This is a genomic window from Tabrizicola sp. T46 (assembly GCF_057219895.1).
This window is the reverse complement of sequence record NZ_JBXVVV010000003.1, coordinates 18770-34293: the sequence shown is the minus strand read 5'-3', so window position 1 is coordinate 34293 and position 15524 is coordinate 18770. Positions and strand designations below refer to the sequence as shown.

Sequence of the window (15524 nt, the reverse complement as noted above, 5' to 3'; positions counted from 1 at the left end):
CAGTCGCGGGGCCTCCCATGTCCGTCTTGATGCTTCTTGCCGTGATCGCCGTCCTGGCCGGCGCAGCCTTCTTCCTTGCACGGCAACGGGCCATGGCGACGGCGGGCGGCAACCCCAGACTTCTGCACTCCCTTCCCGGATACTACGGCTGGTATGGTGCGATCTGCGTCGGCCTGCCGGCGCTGGCCGTCCTGATCCTCTGGCTGATCGTGCAGCCGATGGTCATCGAGAACCGGGTCGCGGCGAACCTGCCCGGCACCGTCGTCTCCGACCCAAGCGCGCGGAAGCTTGCCCTGGCCGATATCCGTCGGGTCGCTGGCGGTCTTGATTCGCTTGTCGCCGCCGGCGCGCTCACCTCGGCCGAGGCGGACGATCCCGCGCTCGAGGCTGCCACCCTGCGCGACAAGATGGCCAGCGTACGCGTCGCCCTTGCCGGCGACGTCAGCCAGGAAACCCTGGACGCGGCACAAGCCTACCGTTCTGACGCGGCCTGGGGCGCGGCACTCAGGACGATCCTCGTCCTGGTGACGGCGGTCACCGGCGTCTTCTGGTCAGTCCGTCGCAGCGAAAAGGACTTCCGCGCCCGGATCGTGGTCGAAAAGGTGATCCTGGGCCTGCTGGTGCTCGCGTCCTCGATCGCTGTCCTGACCACGATCGGAATCATCTGGTCTCTGGTCTCTGAAACCTTCGACTTCTTCTCGAAATATCCCTTCCAGGATTTCTTCTTCAGCCTGACCTGGTCGCCGAACTTCCGTGGCGGGTCGGAACTCGGCATCATCCCGCTGATCTGGGGCACCCTCTACATCACCCTGATCTCGATGCTGGTTTCCGTCCCGATCGGGCTTTTCGCCGCGATCTACCTGGCGGAATACGCCTCGAAACGGGTGCGCAGCTGGGTCAAGCCGCTGATCGAGGTAATTGCCGGCATCCCCACGGTGGTCTTCGGCATCTTCGCCCTCGTGACCGTTGGCCCCTTCCTGCGCGACTGGTTCGCGGAACCGACGGGGCTGGGGAACTCCGGCTCTTCGGTGATGACGGCGGGCATCGTCATCGGCATCCTGAACATTCCCTTCATCTCGTCGCTCTCGGACGACATCATCAATGCGGTGCCGCAATCGATGCGGGACGGCAGCTACGGCCTTGGCGCGACGAAGTCGGAAACCGTCCGCCAGGTGATCCTGCCGGCCGCCCTTCCCGGCATCGTCGGCGCGATCCTGATGGCCGCCTCTCGAGCCATCGGCGAAACCATGATCGTGGTTATGGGGGCCGGTGCTGCCGCAAAGCTCAGCCTGAACCCCTTCGATGCGATGACGACGATGACCGTCAAGATCGTGGGGCAGTTGACGGGCGACACCGACTTTGCCGCCCCTGAAACGCTTGTCGCCTTTGCCCTGGCCAGCACGCTCTTCGTCATAACGCTGTCGTTGAACATCTTCGCGCTCTGGATCGTCCGCAAATACCGGGAACAGTACGAATGACCGACGCATCTGCAACGCCCGCCGTCGCGCCGCCCGCACGCGGAAAGACCCGCGGAGTGTCGCTTCTGGCTCCGTCGGCCGCAATGCGCCGGCGCAACGCGGCCGAGGCCCGCTTCAAGTTCTACGGCATCGCGGCGATCACCGTCTCACTCCTGATGCTGGCGATCATGCTCTTCACCATCATCCGGGACGGGACGTCGGCCTTCACCCAGGCCCAGCTGACGTTCCCGGTCACGCTCTCGGCCGAGGTGCTTGATCCCCAGGGCAACCGGAACCGGGACGAGATGACCAAGGTCACGACCGTCGGCTATGCCCGGGTGCTGAACGAGGGCCTCCTGGCGGAACTCGACCGCCTCGGTATCACTCAGGAGGGGATCACCGAAAAAGAGATTACCGACCTGATTTCGAAAAGCGCGCCGGGCCAGCTCCGCGCGCGGGTGCTGGCCGATCCGTCGCTTGTCGACACCACCATCACCGCCACGGTTCTGGCCGGCGGCAGGATCGACGGCTTCCTGAAGGGACGCGTGACGCTTGAAACCGCCGAGCGCGACGGCAACGTGACCCCGAACCAGCTGCGCCTCGCCGAAAAGCTCAGCGCTGCCGGGGTTCTCGACACCGACTGGAACTGGGGTTTCCTGTGGCGCTCGGATGCCTCCGACCAACGTCCGGAAGCGTCAGGGCTTGGGGTGGCGCTGCTCGGCTCGGCCTATATGATGGTCCTTGTCCTGATCATGTGCGTGCCGGTCGGCGTGGCAGCCTCGATCTATCTTGAGGAATTCGCGCCGAAGAACCGCTGGACCGACGCGATCGAGGTCAATATCTCGAACCTTGCCGCGGTGCCCTCCATCGTGTTCGGTATTCTCGGCCTCGCCGTCTTCATCAACTTCGCCCAGTTCCCGCAGTCTTCCTCACTCGTCGGTGCGCTGGTCCTCAGCCTGATGACGCTGCCGACGATCATCATCGCCACGCGCGCCTCGATCCGCGCGGTGCCGCCATCGATCCGCGATGCGGCTCTCGGAATCGGGGCGTCCAAGATGCAGACCGTTTTCCATCACGTTCTTCCGCTGGCGATGCCCGGCATCCTCACCGGCACGATCCTCGGTCTCGCTTCTGCCCTGGGGGAAACGGCACCGCTTCTCCTGATCGGCATGGTCGCCTTCGTCGACAACCACCCCAGCCCGCCGATCGCCGGTATCTTCGAACCTGCGACCGCCCTGCCGGTGCAGGTCTACTCCTGGGCCAGCCGCGCCGACCCGGCCTTCATCGAACGCTCGAACGGCGCGATCATCGTGCTTCTGGTGTTCCTCGTCATCATGAACGTGGCCGCGATTCTTCTCCGCCGCCGCTTCGAACGCCGCTGGTAGGATATGCCCCCGATGAACGACATGACCCGCACCGACCTGTCCACTGCGACCGCCGCCTCGAAGATCTCGGCCACCGGGGTTCAGGTCTACTACGGCACGAACCACGCGCTGAAGGATGTCTCGGTCGAAATTCTGGACCGCGCGGTCACGGCGTTCATCGGGCCGTCGGGCTGCGGCAAGTCCACCTTCCTGCGTTGTCTCAACCGGATGAACGACACCGTCGCCTCGGCAAGGGTCGAGGGGAAGATCCTTCTGGAAGGCGAGGACATCTACGACAAGCGGGTCGACCCGGTGCAGCTTCGTGCCAAGGTGGGCATGGTGTTCCAGAAGCCGAACCCTTTCCCGAAAAGCATTTACGACAACGTGGCCTACGGGCCGCGCATCCACGGCCTGACGCGCAACAAGGCCGAGCTTGACGCCATCGTCGAGGACAGCCTGCGCAAGGCCGCGCTCTGGAACGAGGTGAAGGACCGGCTCGATGCCTCGGGCACCGGGCTTTCGGGCGGCCAGCAGCAGCGGCTCTGCATCGCGCGGGCGATCGCCACCGGGCCGGAGGTCCTTCTGATGGACGAACCCTGCTCGGCGCTTGACCCGATCGCCACGGCCCAGGTCGAGGAGCTGATCGACGAGCTGCGCAGCCAGTTCAGCGTGGTGATCGTCACCCACTCCATGCAGCAGGCGGCCCGCGTCAGCCAGAAGACGGCGTTCTTCCACCTCGGAAACCTCGTCGAATACGGCGACACCACGCAGATCTTCACCAACCCCAAGGACTCGCGCACCGAGGCCTACATCACCGGCCGCATCGGCTGAGGAGAGACGAGATGACGACGTCCGACCAGCACATCGTCTCGTCCTTCGACCGTGACCTCGAGGCGCTGCAGGCCCACCTCACCCGTCTGTCCGGACTTGTGGAAACCGCCCTTCTTCAGGCCGTCAATGCGCTTGAGGCCCAGGACATCCCGGCCGCCGAAAAGGTCATCACCGGCGACAAGGCGATCGACGACTTGGAAGAATTCATCCAGACCGAAGCCGCCACCCTGATCGCCCGCCGCGCGCCCACTGCCGTCGACCTGCGCCTTGTCCTTGCGGTCATGCGCGTCGCCCACAGCCTGGAGCGCGTTGGCGACTATGCCAAGAACGTCGCCAAACGCACGCGTGTCCTCGGACCCGCCAGCGCCCCGATCGACGGCCACGCCGGCACGATCCGCCGCATGGCCAGCCTCGTCGCCCGGATGCTGGACGAGGCGCTGCAGGCCCTCGTCCGCCGCGATGCCGCACTGGCCGAGGCCGTCCGCAAGCGCGACCTCGAGATCGACCAGATCTACAACACGCTCTTCCGGTCGCTTTTCACCTACATGATGGAAAGTCCGGCCAACATCAGCCCCTCGATGCACCTCCACTTCATCGCAAAGAACGTGGAACGCTGCGGCGACCACGCCACGGCCATCGCCGAACAGGCGCTTTACCTTGCCACCGGCGCAGTCCCGAACGACCCCCGGCCCAAGGGGGAAACTCCTGGCCTTCAGGCCTGATTGAGCAAGGGCAGCATCAGCGCGAAAAGCTCCGCCTGGGACGAGATCGCGCAGCGACGGTAAAGCTGCTTGCGGAAGACCTTGACCGTCTGCGCCGAAAGTCCCAGCCGCAGGCCGATCGACACGCTGGAATGCCCGCGCAGGATCAGAAGCGCCACCTCGGCCTGCCGGGGCGTCAGCGCAATCCCCAGCCGCGCCTGCGCCTGTGCCGCCAGAAGCGCGGGCGTATCCTCGACCGGTCCCGCGCCTTCGCCAATGTCGCGCCAATGCTGCCGCGCCAGCGCCGCGACCACGGGTGCCATTCGCCGGCAGGTCTCGACCTCAGCCCCGGCGAATGGACGGCCCGAGCTCGCATCCCGCCCCAGGGACAGGTTCAGCGACACGCCGGACGCAGGCCAGACCACGAAGGCGATCTCGTCGATGAGGGTCGTCTGTTCATAGTACTCCATGAAGTACCGGCTGCGGTGGAAGGCATCGGGGGCCACATCGCGCAGCCGATAAGCCCCTTCGCCCGCCCGGTTGCGGTGCATCTCGAAGAACGGGTCCAGCCGGTAGGCCCCGGCAAGGTAGGCCTGGTCCAATCCGGCAAAGACCCGTGGATCCTCGAACCACCGGTAAAGCGCAACGGGCGGCCCGGCGTCGCGATAGGCCAGGACGATCAGGTTGTCAGGGTTCACCAGCGCCCGCAGGAAGGCCCAGAGCGCGGGCTCGAACCCTTCGGCTCCTACCTGACCGATCGCATCGGCCAGCGCGGCCTCGGCACCCTTTGCCATGGGCTGCATATGCCCTCCTACCTCATTCGGGGTATATACCCCCGAAACTCGCCGGATTACCCTGCAACTGCTTCCGAGGGGGGGTATCACCCCGGCAGCTGTGATCGCAAGATGAAAGGAGCGGGGCTTCCCCGACTGCACCACATGAGACTGGCCCTCTGGCAAGGCAACTCTCCCGCCGGTGACCTTGACCGCGCCCTGGCCGAGGCCGAAGCCGCCCTGAACGCGTCTGCGGCCGTGGGTGCTGCGGCCCTTGTCCTGCCCGAGGTCTGGCTTCCCGGCTACAACCAGCCCGACATTCACGCCCGGGCGCTGACCCTCGACAGCCCGCCACTGCGCCACCTTGCCGGTCTGGCCAAGGCCACGGGCACCGCGCTTGTCCTTGGATATGCCGAACGCGCGGGCGACATCGTCTACAACGCTGCCGCCTGCTTCGGCCCGGACGGCGCGCTTCTTGCGAACTACCGCAAGGTGCAGCTTTACGGCCCCCGCGAAGCCGCGATCTACCGTCCCGGGGACACCTGGGCGATCTTCCCGCTTTCCGGGGAAACTGTAGCGATCCTGATATGTTACGACGCGGAATTCGCACCTCACGTGAAGACACTGGCCGACCGTGGGGTCACAACTCTTCTCGTCCCGACCGCCAACATGCAGCCATTCACCCATGTCGCGCGCCACATCGTACCGGCGATGGCGGCGAACCATGGCGTGACCATCGCCTATGCCAACTACTGCGGGGCCGAGGAGGACCTGACTTACGTCGGCCTTTCGCTGATCGCCGGTCCGCATGGCGAGATCCTCGCTCAGTCCGGCGACATGCCGGCCCTTCTGATCGCCGACATCCCCCCGCGCGATCCTGGCCGGCTCTCTACCCAATCCGCCGACCTGCGGACACTCTAGATGCGCGACCCCCGCCACGACATCCTCTTCACGCCGATGCAGATCGGCCCGAAGACGGCGAAGAACCGCTTCTACCAGGTCCCGCATTGCAACGGCGGCGGTTACCGCGACCCCTCCGCAGTGGTCGAGATGCGGCGGACCAAGGCCGAAGGCGGCTGGGGCGTGATCTTCACCGAACAGACGGAAATCCACCCGACCTCCGAGATCACCCCGTTCATCGAGCAGCACCTCTGGGACGACCGCGACATCCCCGCCCTCGCCCGCATGGCCGAGGCGATGAAGTCGCACGGCGCGCTGGCGGGCATCCAGCTTGCCTATTCCGGGATCAATGGCCCGAACCTCTACAGCCGCGAGGTGCCACTGGCCGTCACCGGCGGCCCGATCCTGACCTTCACCTCCGATCCGGTCCAGGCCCGCACGATGGACAAGGAGGACATCGCGAACCTCCGCCGCTGGTTCCGGAACGCCTTCCGCCGCAGCCAGCAGGCGGGCTTCGACCTCATATGCCTCTACGGCGCGCATGGTTTCGGGATCCTCCAGCACTTCCTTTCCCGCGCCACCAACCAGCGCAGCGACGAATACGGTGGCGACCTGAGAAACCGGTCGAGGTTCCTGCGCGAGATCGTTGAAGATGCACGCGAAACCACGAAGGGAGAGCTGGCCGTCACCCTGCGGATGAGCCTCCATGAGGCCGGGGCCTACGGCTTTTCCAATGCGGAACTCCGCGACTTCATCGCCATGCATGCCGACCTGCCCGACCTCTGGGACCTTGCCCACGGCACCTGGGAGAACTGCTCCGGCACCTCCCGTTTCAAGGAGGAAGCCGCGCAGGAGGACCTTGTCCGGGGCATCAGGGACCTGACCCCGAAACCCGTTGTCGGGGTGGGGCGATTCACCTCGCCAGACGCGATGGTCCGGCAGATCAAGGTCGGACTCCTTGACTTCATCGGCGCCGCCCGCCCCTCCATCGCCGACCCCTTCCTGCCGCTCAAGGTTCAGGAAGGCCGCTACGAAGACATCCGCGAATGCATCGGCTGCAACATCTGCGTCTCGGGCGACATGACCCAAGGCATCAGCCGCTGCACGCAGAACACCGCCTTCATGGAGGAATGGCGCAAAGGCTGGCACCCCGACCGCGCCCGCCCGAAGGGTGCCTCGGAAAGCGTCCTCATCGTCGGGGCCGGGCCTACGGGGCTGGAAGCCGCCCTTCAGGCCGCGAAACGCGGCTACAGGGTCACCCTGGCCGAGGCGACCGGCACCCTCGGCGGCCGTGTCAGCAAAGAGCGCACCCTCCCCGGCCTTTCCGCCTGGGGCCGCGTCGCCGACTACCGGACAGGGCAGCTTGCCCCCCGGCCGAATGTCGAGATCTACCGTGACAGCCGCCTGTCACCCGAGGATATCCTCACCATGGGGGCCGACCATGTCGCCGTGGCAACCGGGGCAAGCTGGCGGCGCGACGCGGTGGCACGGCTCCACCTGCACCCGATCCCGACCGATCCGGCCATGCCAATCTACACCCCGGATGACCTCATGACCGGCAGCTGCCCCGAAAGCCAGACCGTCGCCCTCTACGACGACGACCATTTCTACATGGGCTCGGTCCTGGCCGAGCTTCTGGTCGCCAGGGGCAATCGCGTCCACTTCATCACCCCTGCGGTGAAGGTCGCAGAATGGACTGACAACACGCTGGAACAGGGCACGATCATGCGGCGGTTGCTGGAGATCGGCGTCGACATCCACCTCAGCAAGGCCCCGGAAGTGGTGGGCGCGGCGGGGATCACCCTCGGATGCACCTGGACCGGGCGGCAGACCGACCTGGCGGCCGAGGCGCTGGTCTACATCACCTCCCGCACCCCGAACGACCAGCTTTTCCACGCTGCGAAGGCGCTCGACTGGCAGGGTGCCGGGATCAGGTCGCTGCAGCTCATCGGCGATGCCGCCGCGCCCGGCCCCATCGCCTGGGCCACCTATGCGGGGCGGAATTGGGCCGAGGGGCTCGACATGCCAGACCGGGGCGATACGCTGCCCTTCCGCCGCGAGATCGCAGCCCTTGAGCCTGGCCTCTCTCTGCTTCCCTGACCGTAGGACGCCCCATGACCCACTTCCGCCACCGCAAGTTCAACACCCGCGACACCTACCCCGAACAGAAGCTGGACAACGACCTCGCCCAGGCCGTCGTCGCGCGGGGACGGATCGTCTTCCTGCGCGGCCAGTGCCCGCAGGACCTGGACACCGCGAAGGACATCGGCAGCCATGATCCGGTCGAACAGACCCACAAGGTCATGCAGAACATCCGCCAGCTTCTCGAGGAGGTCGGGGGCAACATGAGCCACCTCTGCAAGGTCGTCGTCTACCTGACCGACGTCCGCCATCGTGAAGCGGTCTACCGGACGATGGGCGAGTATATCAAAGGCGTGCATCCGGTTTCGACCGGGGTGGTCGTCACCGCCCTCGCCCGCCCGTCCTGGCTGGTCGAGATCGACGGGACCGCCGTCATCCCGGATGACGTGGCATGACCTTCTCGCTCGTCGCCCGCTGCGCCCGGACCGGGCAGTTCGGGATGGTGATCTCGTCCTCCTCGCCCGCCGTGGCGGCGCGGTGTTCGCATGTCCAGGCGGGGGTCGGGGCTGTGGCGAGCCAGAACGTGACTGACCCCGCACTTGGCCCCCTTGTCCTCGAACGGCTTGAGGCCGGGATGGGCGCAGCGGCGGCTCTGGCAGCCGTCACCGAGGGGCGGGCCCATATCGGCTACCGGCAGCTTCTGGTCGTCGACCGGCAGGGTGGGACGGCGATCCATTCGGGCAGCGAGGTGCTGGGCCTCTGGGGTGAGGCGCGGGGCGAGGACTGCGCTGCGGGGGGGAACCTGCTGGCCAACCCCGGCATTCCGGCGGCGATGGTCGCGGGGTTCGAGGGCGCGACGGGGCACCTGGGGGAGCGCCTGATGCGGGCGCTGGAAGCGGGCCTTGCGGCGGGGGGCGAGGCGGGGCCGGTTCATTCGGCGGGGCTGAAGGTCGCGGACCGGCTGGACTGGCCCCTCGTCGACCTGCGGATCGACTGGGCGGAGGACCCGGTGGGCATGCTCCGGGCGGCCTGGGAGGTCTATGCCCCCCAGATGGGGGCCTATGTCCAGCGCGCCGAGGACCCGACGAAAGCCCCGTCCTATGGGGTGCCCGGGGATGAGTGAGGCGTGGCTGACCACAGTGGTCAAAATGCGAAACTCTCATGATTACATCAGGTTGCGCGTGGACGTTCAGGGTTTCTTAACTTCTGCCGAGAGGGTCGCAGCATGACGGAAACCGTCCATACCCTGGTCATCGGCGGCGGGCAGGCGGGGATTGCGACCTCGGCCCATCTGCAGAAACAAGGCATCCCGCACCTCGTTCTTGAACGCGCCCGTATCGCCGAGCGCTGGCGGTCCTGGCGCTGGGACAGTCTGGTGGCGAACGGCCCGGCCTGGCATGACCGCTTCCCGGAGGCCGAGTTTGAGGGCATCGACCCCGAGGCTTTCGCCGGGAAGGAGGCCGTCGCCGACTACTTCGTCCGGTTCGCCAGCGACCGAAACCTTCCAGTCCGCACCGGCGTCGACGTCACCCGTCTGGAACGCACGGGAGACCATTTTCGCGCCACCACGTCGCAAGGCGTGATCGAGGCGCGGAATGTCGTCGTTGCCACGGGGCCGTTCCAGAAACCGGTAATCCCGACGGTCATCACCGATCCCGGGATCACGCAGCTGCATTCGAACAGCTACCGCAACCCCGGCGCCCTGCCCGCAGGTGGGGTGCTGGTCGTGGGGGCGGGTTCATCTGGCGCGCAGATCGCCGAGGAACTGGTCCGCGCGGGGCGGCGGGTCTTCCTGTCGGTCGGGCCGCACGACCGCCCGCCCCGCCGCTACCGGGGCCATGACTTCGTCTGGTGGCTGGGCAAGCTTGGCAAATGGGACATGAAGGCGCCCACGCCGGGGACGGAGCATGTGACCATTGCCGTCTCGGGCGCCTATGGCGGGCATACGATGGACTTCCGCCGGCTTGCCGGGCTGGGCGTCACGCTTCTGGGGCGGGCCGGAGACTATCGCAATGGCCTCCTCACCATCGCCCCGGACCTGCGCGCGAACATCGAGGCGGGCGACCGGAACTATCTGTCGGTCCTTCAGGAGGCGGACGCATATGCCGGAGCGAACGGGCTTGACCTGCCGGAGGAGCCGGAGGCGCATGTCCTGCAACCCCTGCCCCGGTCGGTGACCGATCCGGTCCTGACCCTGGACCTTGACCGCGAAGGGATCACCTCGGTGGTCTGGGCCACCGGCTTTCGCCTCGACTTCGGCTGGATCGACATGGACGTCTTCCAGCCGGACGGGCGGCCCCGTCATCAGGACGGCGTGGTGACCGAAGTCCCGGGCCTATACTTCGTCGGCCTGCCGTGGCTTTCGTGCCGGGGGTCGGCCTTCATCTGGGGCGCCTGGCGCGATGCCGAGCGGTTGGCGGGGCTGATTGCGACGGAGACCGGGCGCAGGTGACGCACCGCCGTCGCCCACGAATTTTCTGCGAAAATTCGCCTCGGCCCTGAGTTTCGCGGAAAACTCGTGCTGTCTGCCCTGGTCTACCTGTCCGCCAGCACCTTGGCCTTCAGCGCCTCGATCCCTTCGGGCGTCCAGCCCGGGGCGTCGGTCAGGGCGACCCAGCCGTCGAGATAGTGGTCGAAGCGGTAGTTGTGGCCATGGCCGAAGGGCGGGATGACCGCCGTCATGATGTCGATCGTCAATTGCAGGAAGGTGACCACCGGCAGCCAGGTGAAATCGGGCGAGACATCGGGGCCGCGGGGGCCAGACAGCCACTCCGGCCGCCGCCAGAGCGAGTTCGGGTCGAAGAAGGTGACCGCATCGCTGGCATATTGCAGGTAGATGATGCGGAAGCTGCCCCAGGGCGCGGTCGCGTTCGAAAGGTTGTTGGTCTGGCTGGTAAAGCGGATGGCGCTGCCGTCGCGGTACTGGGGCAGCCAGACGGGCGAGCCTTCGTTCCGGGCGTGGGTCACCTGGTTCCAGGTGCGGCTGGCAAAGGGCGGACCGGCCCAGAAGGCCCCGTCGAAGGGATCGGAGACGACCTGGAAGAGGTCGTGGCTGTAATCCGAGTTGAAGGAGCCGAGGCTGAGGCCGTGGAGGTAGAGCTTCGGGCGGCTTTCGCGCGGAAGGCTGCGCCAGTGGCCATAGACGGCGGCAAAGACCTCACGTGCGGTTTCAACGCCGTATTCGGGGTCGACCAGGAGGGCGATCCAGCTGGCCAGGTAGGAATACTGGACCGAGACCGTCGCCACATCGCCGCGCAGCACATATTCCAGGGCGGTCTGGCTTTCAGGATCGATCCATCCCGTGCCGGTCGGCGTGTTGATGACGAGGTTGGCCCGGTCGAAGGCCCCGATGCGCTGAAGTTCGGCCAAGGCCAGGGCTGCGCGCGCCGCGGGGTCGTCGGCCGAGTTCAGGCCGACATAGACGCGAAGGGGTTCCATCGCCGGCCCCCCGGTCATCTCGGCGATCAGCGCGCGGTCGGGGCCGCGGGCCACCATCTCGCGCCCCTCGCGGCCAAGGCCTTCCCAGGTCAGGAGCGACCCGGGAGCCCCGGTCTTCAGAGGGTCGGTCGGCTGCGGGGTAGTCTCCTCGAACGTGGCATCAAGCCGGGCGTAGGTTGAGTCAAGGAAGGTCAACGCGCCGCGCACGATCACGCCGTTCGCGAGGTTCCAGGCGAGGAAGGCCGTCAGGAGGATGCCGATCGTCGCAGCCTGCGGCCCGGGGAGGAAACGGCCGATCCAGCGGCTGAAGCTGCGGGAGGTCAGCCTGACGCCGCGTGCGATCCAGAGGACCAGAAGAAAGACCACTGCCGTCAGGGCCACGACCGTGTAGGGGTGCACCGTCTCGACCGGGGGCAGCCCCATCAGGGCGCGGAGGCCATCCTGCAATTCACCGGCCCGGTAAAGCGCCAGGACCGCAAGGGCGACGCAGAGAACCGAGACCACGGGCGCGACAAGGCGGTGCCGGAGGACCGGCAGTTCGAAGAAGCGCCAGAGTGCGGCCAGCCCCAGCCCGATGCCATAGCCCGCCGCCACGCTGAAGCCGCTGAGCGCGCCCTGGATCAGCGCGCCCCTTGGGACGAGGCTCGGGGCAAGCGAGGCGGCGAAGAAGATCGTGGCCACGATCATCGCGGCGGGGTGCGGTACGGGAAGCGACCGGCGCAGCAGTCCGGCAGGCGTGGCTGTCGTCATGGTCAGGCTCGGCTCCCCCTAATCGTGCAGATCGCGTCTGCGCCTTGCAGTGAAGCGAAGTCCGAAGGCGTGCCTCGCGTCAAGACTTTCAGCGCGGGGCGGGCGTCAGCGGACGGTGATGCGGCGGGCGAGTTCGCGTAAGGTAAGGTCATGTTCGAAAGCGCCGGTGTTCAGGAACGACAGGACCTGCGCGATGACAAGCGGGTTGTTCATCAGGAAGGTATGCGTGGCCGGCAGGACGATATGGTCGGCCATCCCCTCGACCTTGGTGCTTTCGACCGAGACCTTGCCGTCATCCGGCCCCTCGATCAGGCTGGAGAAGAAGGGGTTCGTGGTGACATTGCCCGCGATGACGCCAAGGTCGAAGTCGACCGGGCCGAACTGGCTCATGATGCCCTTGTCGCCGGTCCCAAGCTCACGCGCGGCGGGGCCCATGACCTTTTCGTACAAAGCGTAGTCGCCGAAGACGTCGACGATCTCTGACCCCTTGTTCGGAGGCGCGAGCATCACCACGCGACCAAGGTTCTCCGGGCGGTTCTTTGCCAGCCAGCCCCGGACGAGGATGCCCCCCATCGAATGGGTGATGAAGTTGATGCGATCCTCGCCGCAGGCTGCGACCGCATCGCCGACGAAGGAAAGCAGGTTGGCCACCGTCAGCTCACGCGAGGGGTAATCGAGGTTCACCACCCGGTAGCCCTGCGACCCGAGGACCTGCTCCATCAGCAGAAACGAGGTATCGCCCCGGCCAAGGCCGTGGATCAGGATGGCGCAGTCGGAGGCGGCGGCGGGACGCGGCAGAAGGAGGCCAAGGGCGAGAAGGGTTGCAGCCAGGCGTGGGAGATGGTGGCCGGTCATGTCCTGTCAGATCCCGTCAAGGTAGGTGTCGATGTCCAGCGTCTGGCGCACGCCGAGATCATCGCCATGCGCAGCAAGGAAGGCGTCGGCGGCCTTGCGGCCTTCGTCGCGCAGCATGGTGAAGAAACCCCATTCCGCAAGGAGTTTCGAGGAATAACCGAGGTCGAGCATGATGTCCGAGGCGATGCGGTGGAGCCGCATCTCGGCCAGCGCCCGCCCCTCGCCGGTGCCGGGATCGGCGACGCGGCGCATCATCGCGGCGGCGCGGAGTTCCTTGATCAGGACCGAGTTGAAGGCGATCTCGTTCAGGCGGTCCTGGATTTCACGTGCGGTGCGGGGCGGATCGGGGCGCATGATCGGGTTGATCTGCACGATGATCGTGTCGCGCGACGAACACTCCCGCACGAGGGGCACGATCGAGGGGTTCCCGGAAAAGCCGCCGTCCCAGTAGAACTCGCCGTCGATCTCGACCGCCTGGAACATCGACGGCAGACAGGCCGAGGCCAGCAGCACCTCGGGTGTCACGTCGGCATTGCGGAAAAGCTTGCCGCGCCCGGTGCGGACGTTGGTCGCGTTGACGAAAAGCTTGATCTCGGCCCGCGCGATCCGGTCAAAGTCGATGCAGTCGGCCAGGATCGACCGCAGGGGGTTCGCGCCCCAGGGGTTGGTGTCATAGGGCGACAGCATCCGCGCGGCCATCTCCAGCGCGTTGAAGGCGGGGGAGTAGTCCAACGTCCAGAGGTTCGTCATCCGCTCGACCGGTCCGCGCTGCATGGGGCTGAGGCGCCCGGCATCGGCCACGGCGCGCCAGTACCGTTCCAGCGCGGCCTTGGCCCCGGCAGGTCCGCCCTCGGTATACCCGTCGACCAGCACCGCCGCGTTCATCGCACCGGCCGAGGTGCCTGACACGCCGGTGAACTCGATCCAGGGTTCGTCCAGGAGACGGTCGATGACCCCCCAGGTAAAGGCGCCATGCGCGCCACCGCCCTGAAGGCCAAGATCGATCGGAACGGGCTTGCGCTTCATCTCTTCGCCTCTCTTTCTGCCCTGGCTTGCAGCCTGTGCAGGGTCTCTGTTGCCGCACCGGTGCCTCGCCGAACACCTAGCGGTCCAGCGCGCCAGCGACCACAAGTTTAGCGCGGCATCAGAAGATTTCGTGACGGAAAGACGACCTGATGCACGGGGGCGTGCAGTTTCGGCCTCGCCTGGGGTCGGTCTGCCATGAGAACGCGCAAGGCGCCGCTGTCAGACGCAAAATCGAGCAGACTGTCACTCCGCTGCGACAAAAGCTTTGACAGAGCGCGGACTTCGGCGAAGGTGGAAACACAGACGGCACGTCCGGTGAACGGACGGCATAATCAACCAACAGATGGATGACGACATGATGCGAGCTTACCCCCTGGCCTTGGCGGCCATGGTTTTCAGCGCCGGTGCGGCGCTTTCCGAGGTGGAAAGCACCGACCCGATCAAGCTGACCCTGCATGACTGGACCGGGCAGCTTATCACCACCAACCTGATGGCCGCGGTGCTGGAAGAAGCCGGCTACAACGTCGAACTGGTCCAGGCCGACTATCTTGCGCAGTTCCCGGGCCTCGAATCCGGCGACCTGCATGTGGCGATGGAGCTTTGGGCCACCACGGCGGCCGATGCGATGAACGCCTCGCTGGCCACCGGCAACACCGTCAGCTTCGGCGAGATCGGAATGCAGGCCAAGGAAGAGTGGTGGTATCCGATCTACATGAAGGAGAAGTGCCCCGGCCTTCCCGACTGGCAGGCGCTGAACGACTGTGCCGAGCTGTTTGCAACGCCCGAGACCGCACCGAAAGGCCGCTATCTTGGCGGGCCGGTCACCTGGGGCGGGTTTGACGAGGAACGGGTTGCAGCTCTGGGGCTGAACTACGAGGTGATCCACGCCGGCACCGACGCCGCCATGTTCGCCGAACTGGAATCGGCCTATCAGCGCCAGGACCCGATCCTGCTGTGGATTTACGCGCCGCACTGGGCCCCGATCAAGTTCGAGGGGGAATGGGTCGAATTCCCGCCCTATACGCCCGAGTGCTACACCGACCCCTCCGTCGGCGTGAACCCGGACCTTGCCTATGACTGCGGCAAGCCGACGGGCGGCATCTTCAAGGCCGGTTGGGCGGGGCTTGAAGGCAAGTGGCCCGGTGCCGCGAAGGCGATCAAGGCCTTCACCCTGACCAACGAGGAAATGGGGGCCATGGTCGGCAAGGTCGACGTCGACGGGATGTCGATCGAGGATGTGGTCGATGAATGGATGACCGCGAACGAAGAGCGTTGGGCCGCCTGGATCGAGTGACCCTGACCCGGCGGGACGGCCCAGCGCTGTCCCGCCGCCGTCGCAACCGGATG

Annotated in this window: 14 protein-coding genes; 10 read left to right on the top strand and 4 right to left on the bottom strand. The window is 66.4% G+C overall.

Going from position 1 to position 15524, the window contains the following annotated elements:
* The first annotated feature begins 17 nt into the window (after positions 1 to 17).
* The 4 genes from pstC to phoU are packed head-to-tail and all read left to right on the top strand — an operon-like array spanning position 18 to position 4374.
* A complete protein-coding gene (gene pstC / locus AC2D9V_RS13035) occupies positions 18 to 1478 on the top strand; it encodes a phosphate ABC transporter permease subunit PstC (RefSeq protein ID WP_484714527.1) in 1461 nt (486 codons plus the stop codon).
* Complete coding sequence (gene pstA / locus AC2D9V_RS13030) at positions 1475 to 2842, top strand: phosphate ABC transporter permease PstA (protein WP_484714526.1); 1368 nt, start codon at positions 1475 to 1477, stop codon at positions 2840 to 2842. Before pstC ends, pstA begins: the two co-directional genes overlap by 4 nt.
* Positions 2843 to 2854: 12 nt before the next feature.
* Entirely contained in the window at positions 2855 to 3652 is a 798-nt protein-coding gene (gene pstB, locus AC2D9V_RS13025) for a phosphate ABC transporter ATP-binding protein PstB (RefSeq protein WP_484714525.1), read from the top strand.
* Positions 3653 to 3663: 11 nt separating this feature from the next.
* Complete coding sequence (phoU, locus tag AC2D9V_RS13020; RefSeq protein ID WP_484714524.1) at positions 3664 to 4374, top strand: phosphate signaling complex protein PhoU; 711 nt, start codon at positions 3664 to 3666, stop codon at positions 4372 to 4374.
* Here phoU and AC2D9V_RS13015 read toward each other — a convergent pair.
* A complete protein-coding gene (locus AC2D9V_RS13015; RefSeq protein ID WP_484714523.1) occupies positions 4365 to 5156 on the bottom strand; it encodes a helix-turn-helix transcriptional regulator in 792 nt (263 codons plus the stop codon). The genes phoU and AC2D9V_RS13015 overlap by 10 nt on opposite strands.
* A gap of 135 nt (positions 5157 to 5291) precedes the next feature.
* Between AC2D9V_RS13015 and AC2D9V_RS13010 the strand changes: the two genes are divergently transcribed.
* The 5 genes from AC2D9V_RS13010 (at position 5292) to AC2D9V_RS12990 (ending at position 10560) form a co-directional block, all read left to right on the top strand.
* Positions 5292 to 6047, top strand: coding sequence for a nitrilase-related carbon-nitrogen hydrolase (locus tag AC2D9V_RS13010; protein WP_484714522.1), 756 nt, complete (start codon positions 5292 to 5294; stop codon positions 6045 to 6047).
* Positions 6048 to 8126 (top strand): oxidoreductase, encoded by a 2079-nt coding sequence (locus tag AC2D9V_RS13005; protein WP_484714521.1) that lies wholly within the window; start codon positions 6048 to 6050, stop codon positions 8124 to 8126.
* A gap of 14 nt (positions 8127 to 8140) precedes the next feature.
* Complete coding sequence (locus AC2D9V_RS13000) at positions 8141 to 8563, top strand: RidA family protein (RefSeq protein WP_484714520.1); 423 nt, start codon at positions 8141 to 8143, stop codon at positions 8561 to 8563.
* Positions 8560 to 9231, top strand: a complete 672-nt coding sequence (locus tag AC2D9V_RS12995; protein WP_484714519.1) for a DUF1028 domain-containing protein — start codon at positions 8560 to 8562, stop codon at positions 9229 to 9231. Before AC2D9V_RS13000 ends, AC2D9V_RS12995 begins: the two co-directional genes overlap by 4 nt.
* A gap of 102 nt (positions 9232 to 9333) precedes the next feature.
* Positions 9334 to 10560 carry a flavin-containing monooxygenase gene (locus AC2D9V_RS12990; protein WP_484714518.1) on the top strand — a complete coding sequence of 409 codons (1227 nt, stop codon included), beginning with the start codon at positions 9334 to 9336 and terminating at the stop codon, positions 10558 to 10560.
* 83 nt (positions 10561 to 10643) lie between these two features.
* On the opposite strand, the gene AC2D9V_RS12985 is transcribed toward AC2D9V_RS12990, so the two are convergent.
* The 3 genes from AC2D9V_RS12985 to AC2D9V_RS12975 all read right to left on the bottom strand — a co-directional run bounded on the left by AC2D9V_RS12985 (position 10644) and on the right by AC2D9V_RS12975 (position 14177).
* Positions 10644 to 12296, bottom strand: coding sequence for an alpha/beta hydrolase (locus AC2D9V_RS12985; RefSeq protein WP_484714517.1), 1653 nt, complete (start codon positions 12294 to 12296; stop codon positions 10644 to 10646).
* Between the two features lie 105 nt (positions 12297 to 12401).
* Positions 12402 to 13151, bottom strand: coding sequence for an alpha/beta fold hydrolase (locus AC2D9V_RS12980; protein WP_484714516.1), 750 nt, complete (start codon positions 13149 to 13151; stop codon positions 12402 to 12404).
* 6 nt (positions 13152 to 13157) lie between these two features.
* Positions 13158 to 14177: a patatin-like phospholipase family protein gene (locus tag AC2D9V_RS12975; protein WP_484714515.1), complete on the bottom strand. Its 1020-nt coding sequence runs from the start codon at positions 14175 to 14177 to the stop codon at positions 13158 to 13160.
* 355 nt (positions 14178 to 14532) lie between these two features.
* Here AC2D9V_RS12975 and AC2D9V_RS12970 point away from each other — a divergent pair, with 355 nt between their 5' ends.
* Positions 14533 to 15471, top strand: a complete 939-nt coding sequence (locus AC2D9V_RS12970; RefSeq protein WP_484714514.1) for an ABC transporter substrate-binding protein — start codon at positions 14533 to 14535, stop codon at positions 15469 to 15471.
* Positions 15472 to 15524 lie beyond the last annotated feature (53 nt).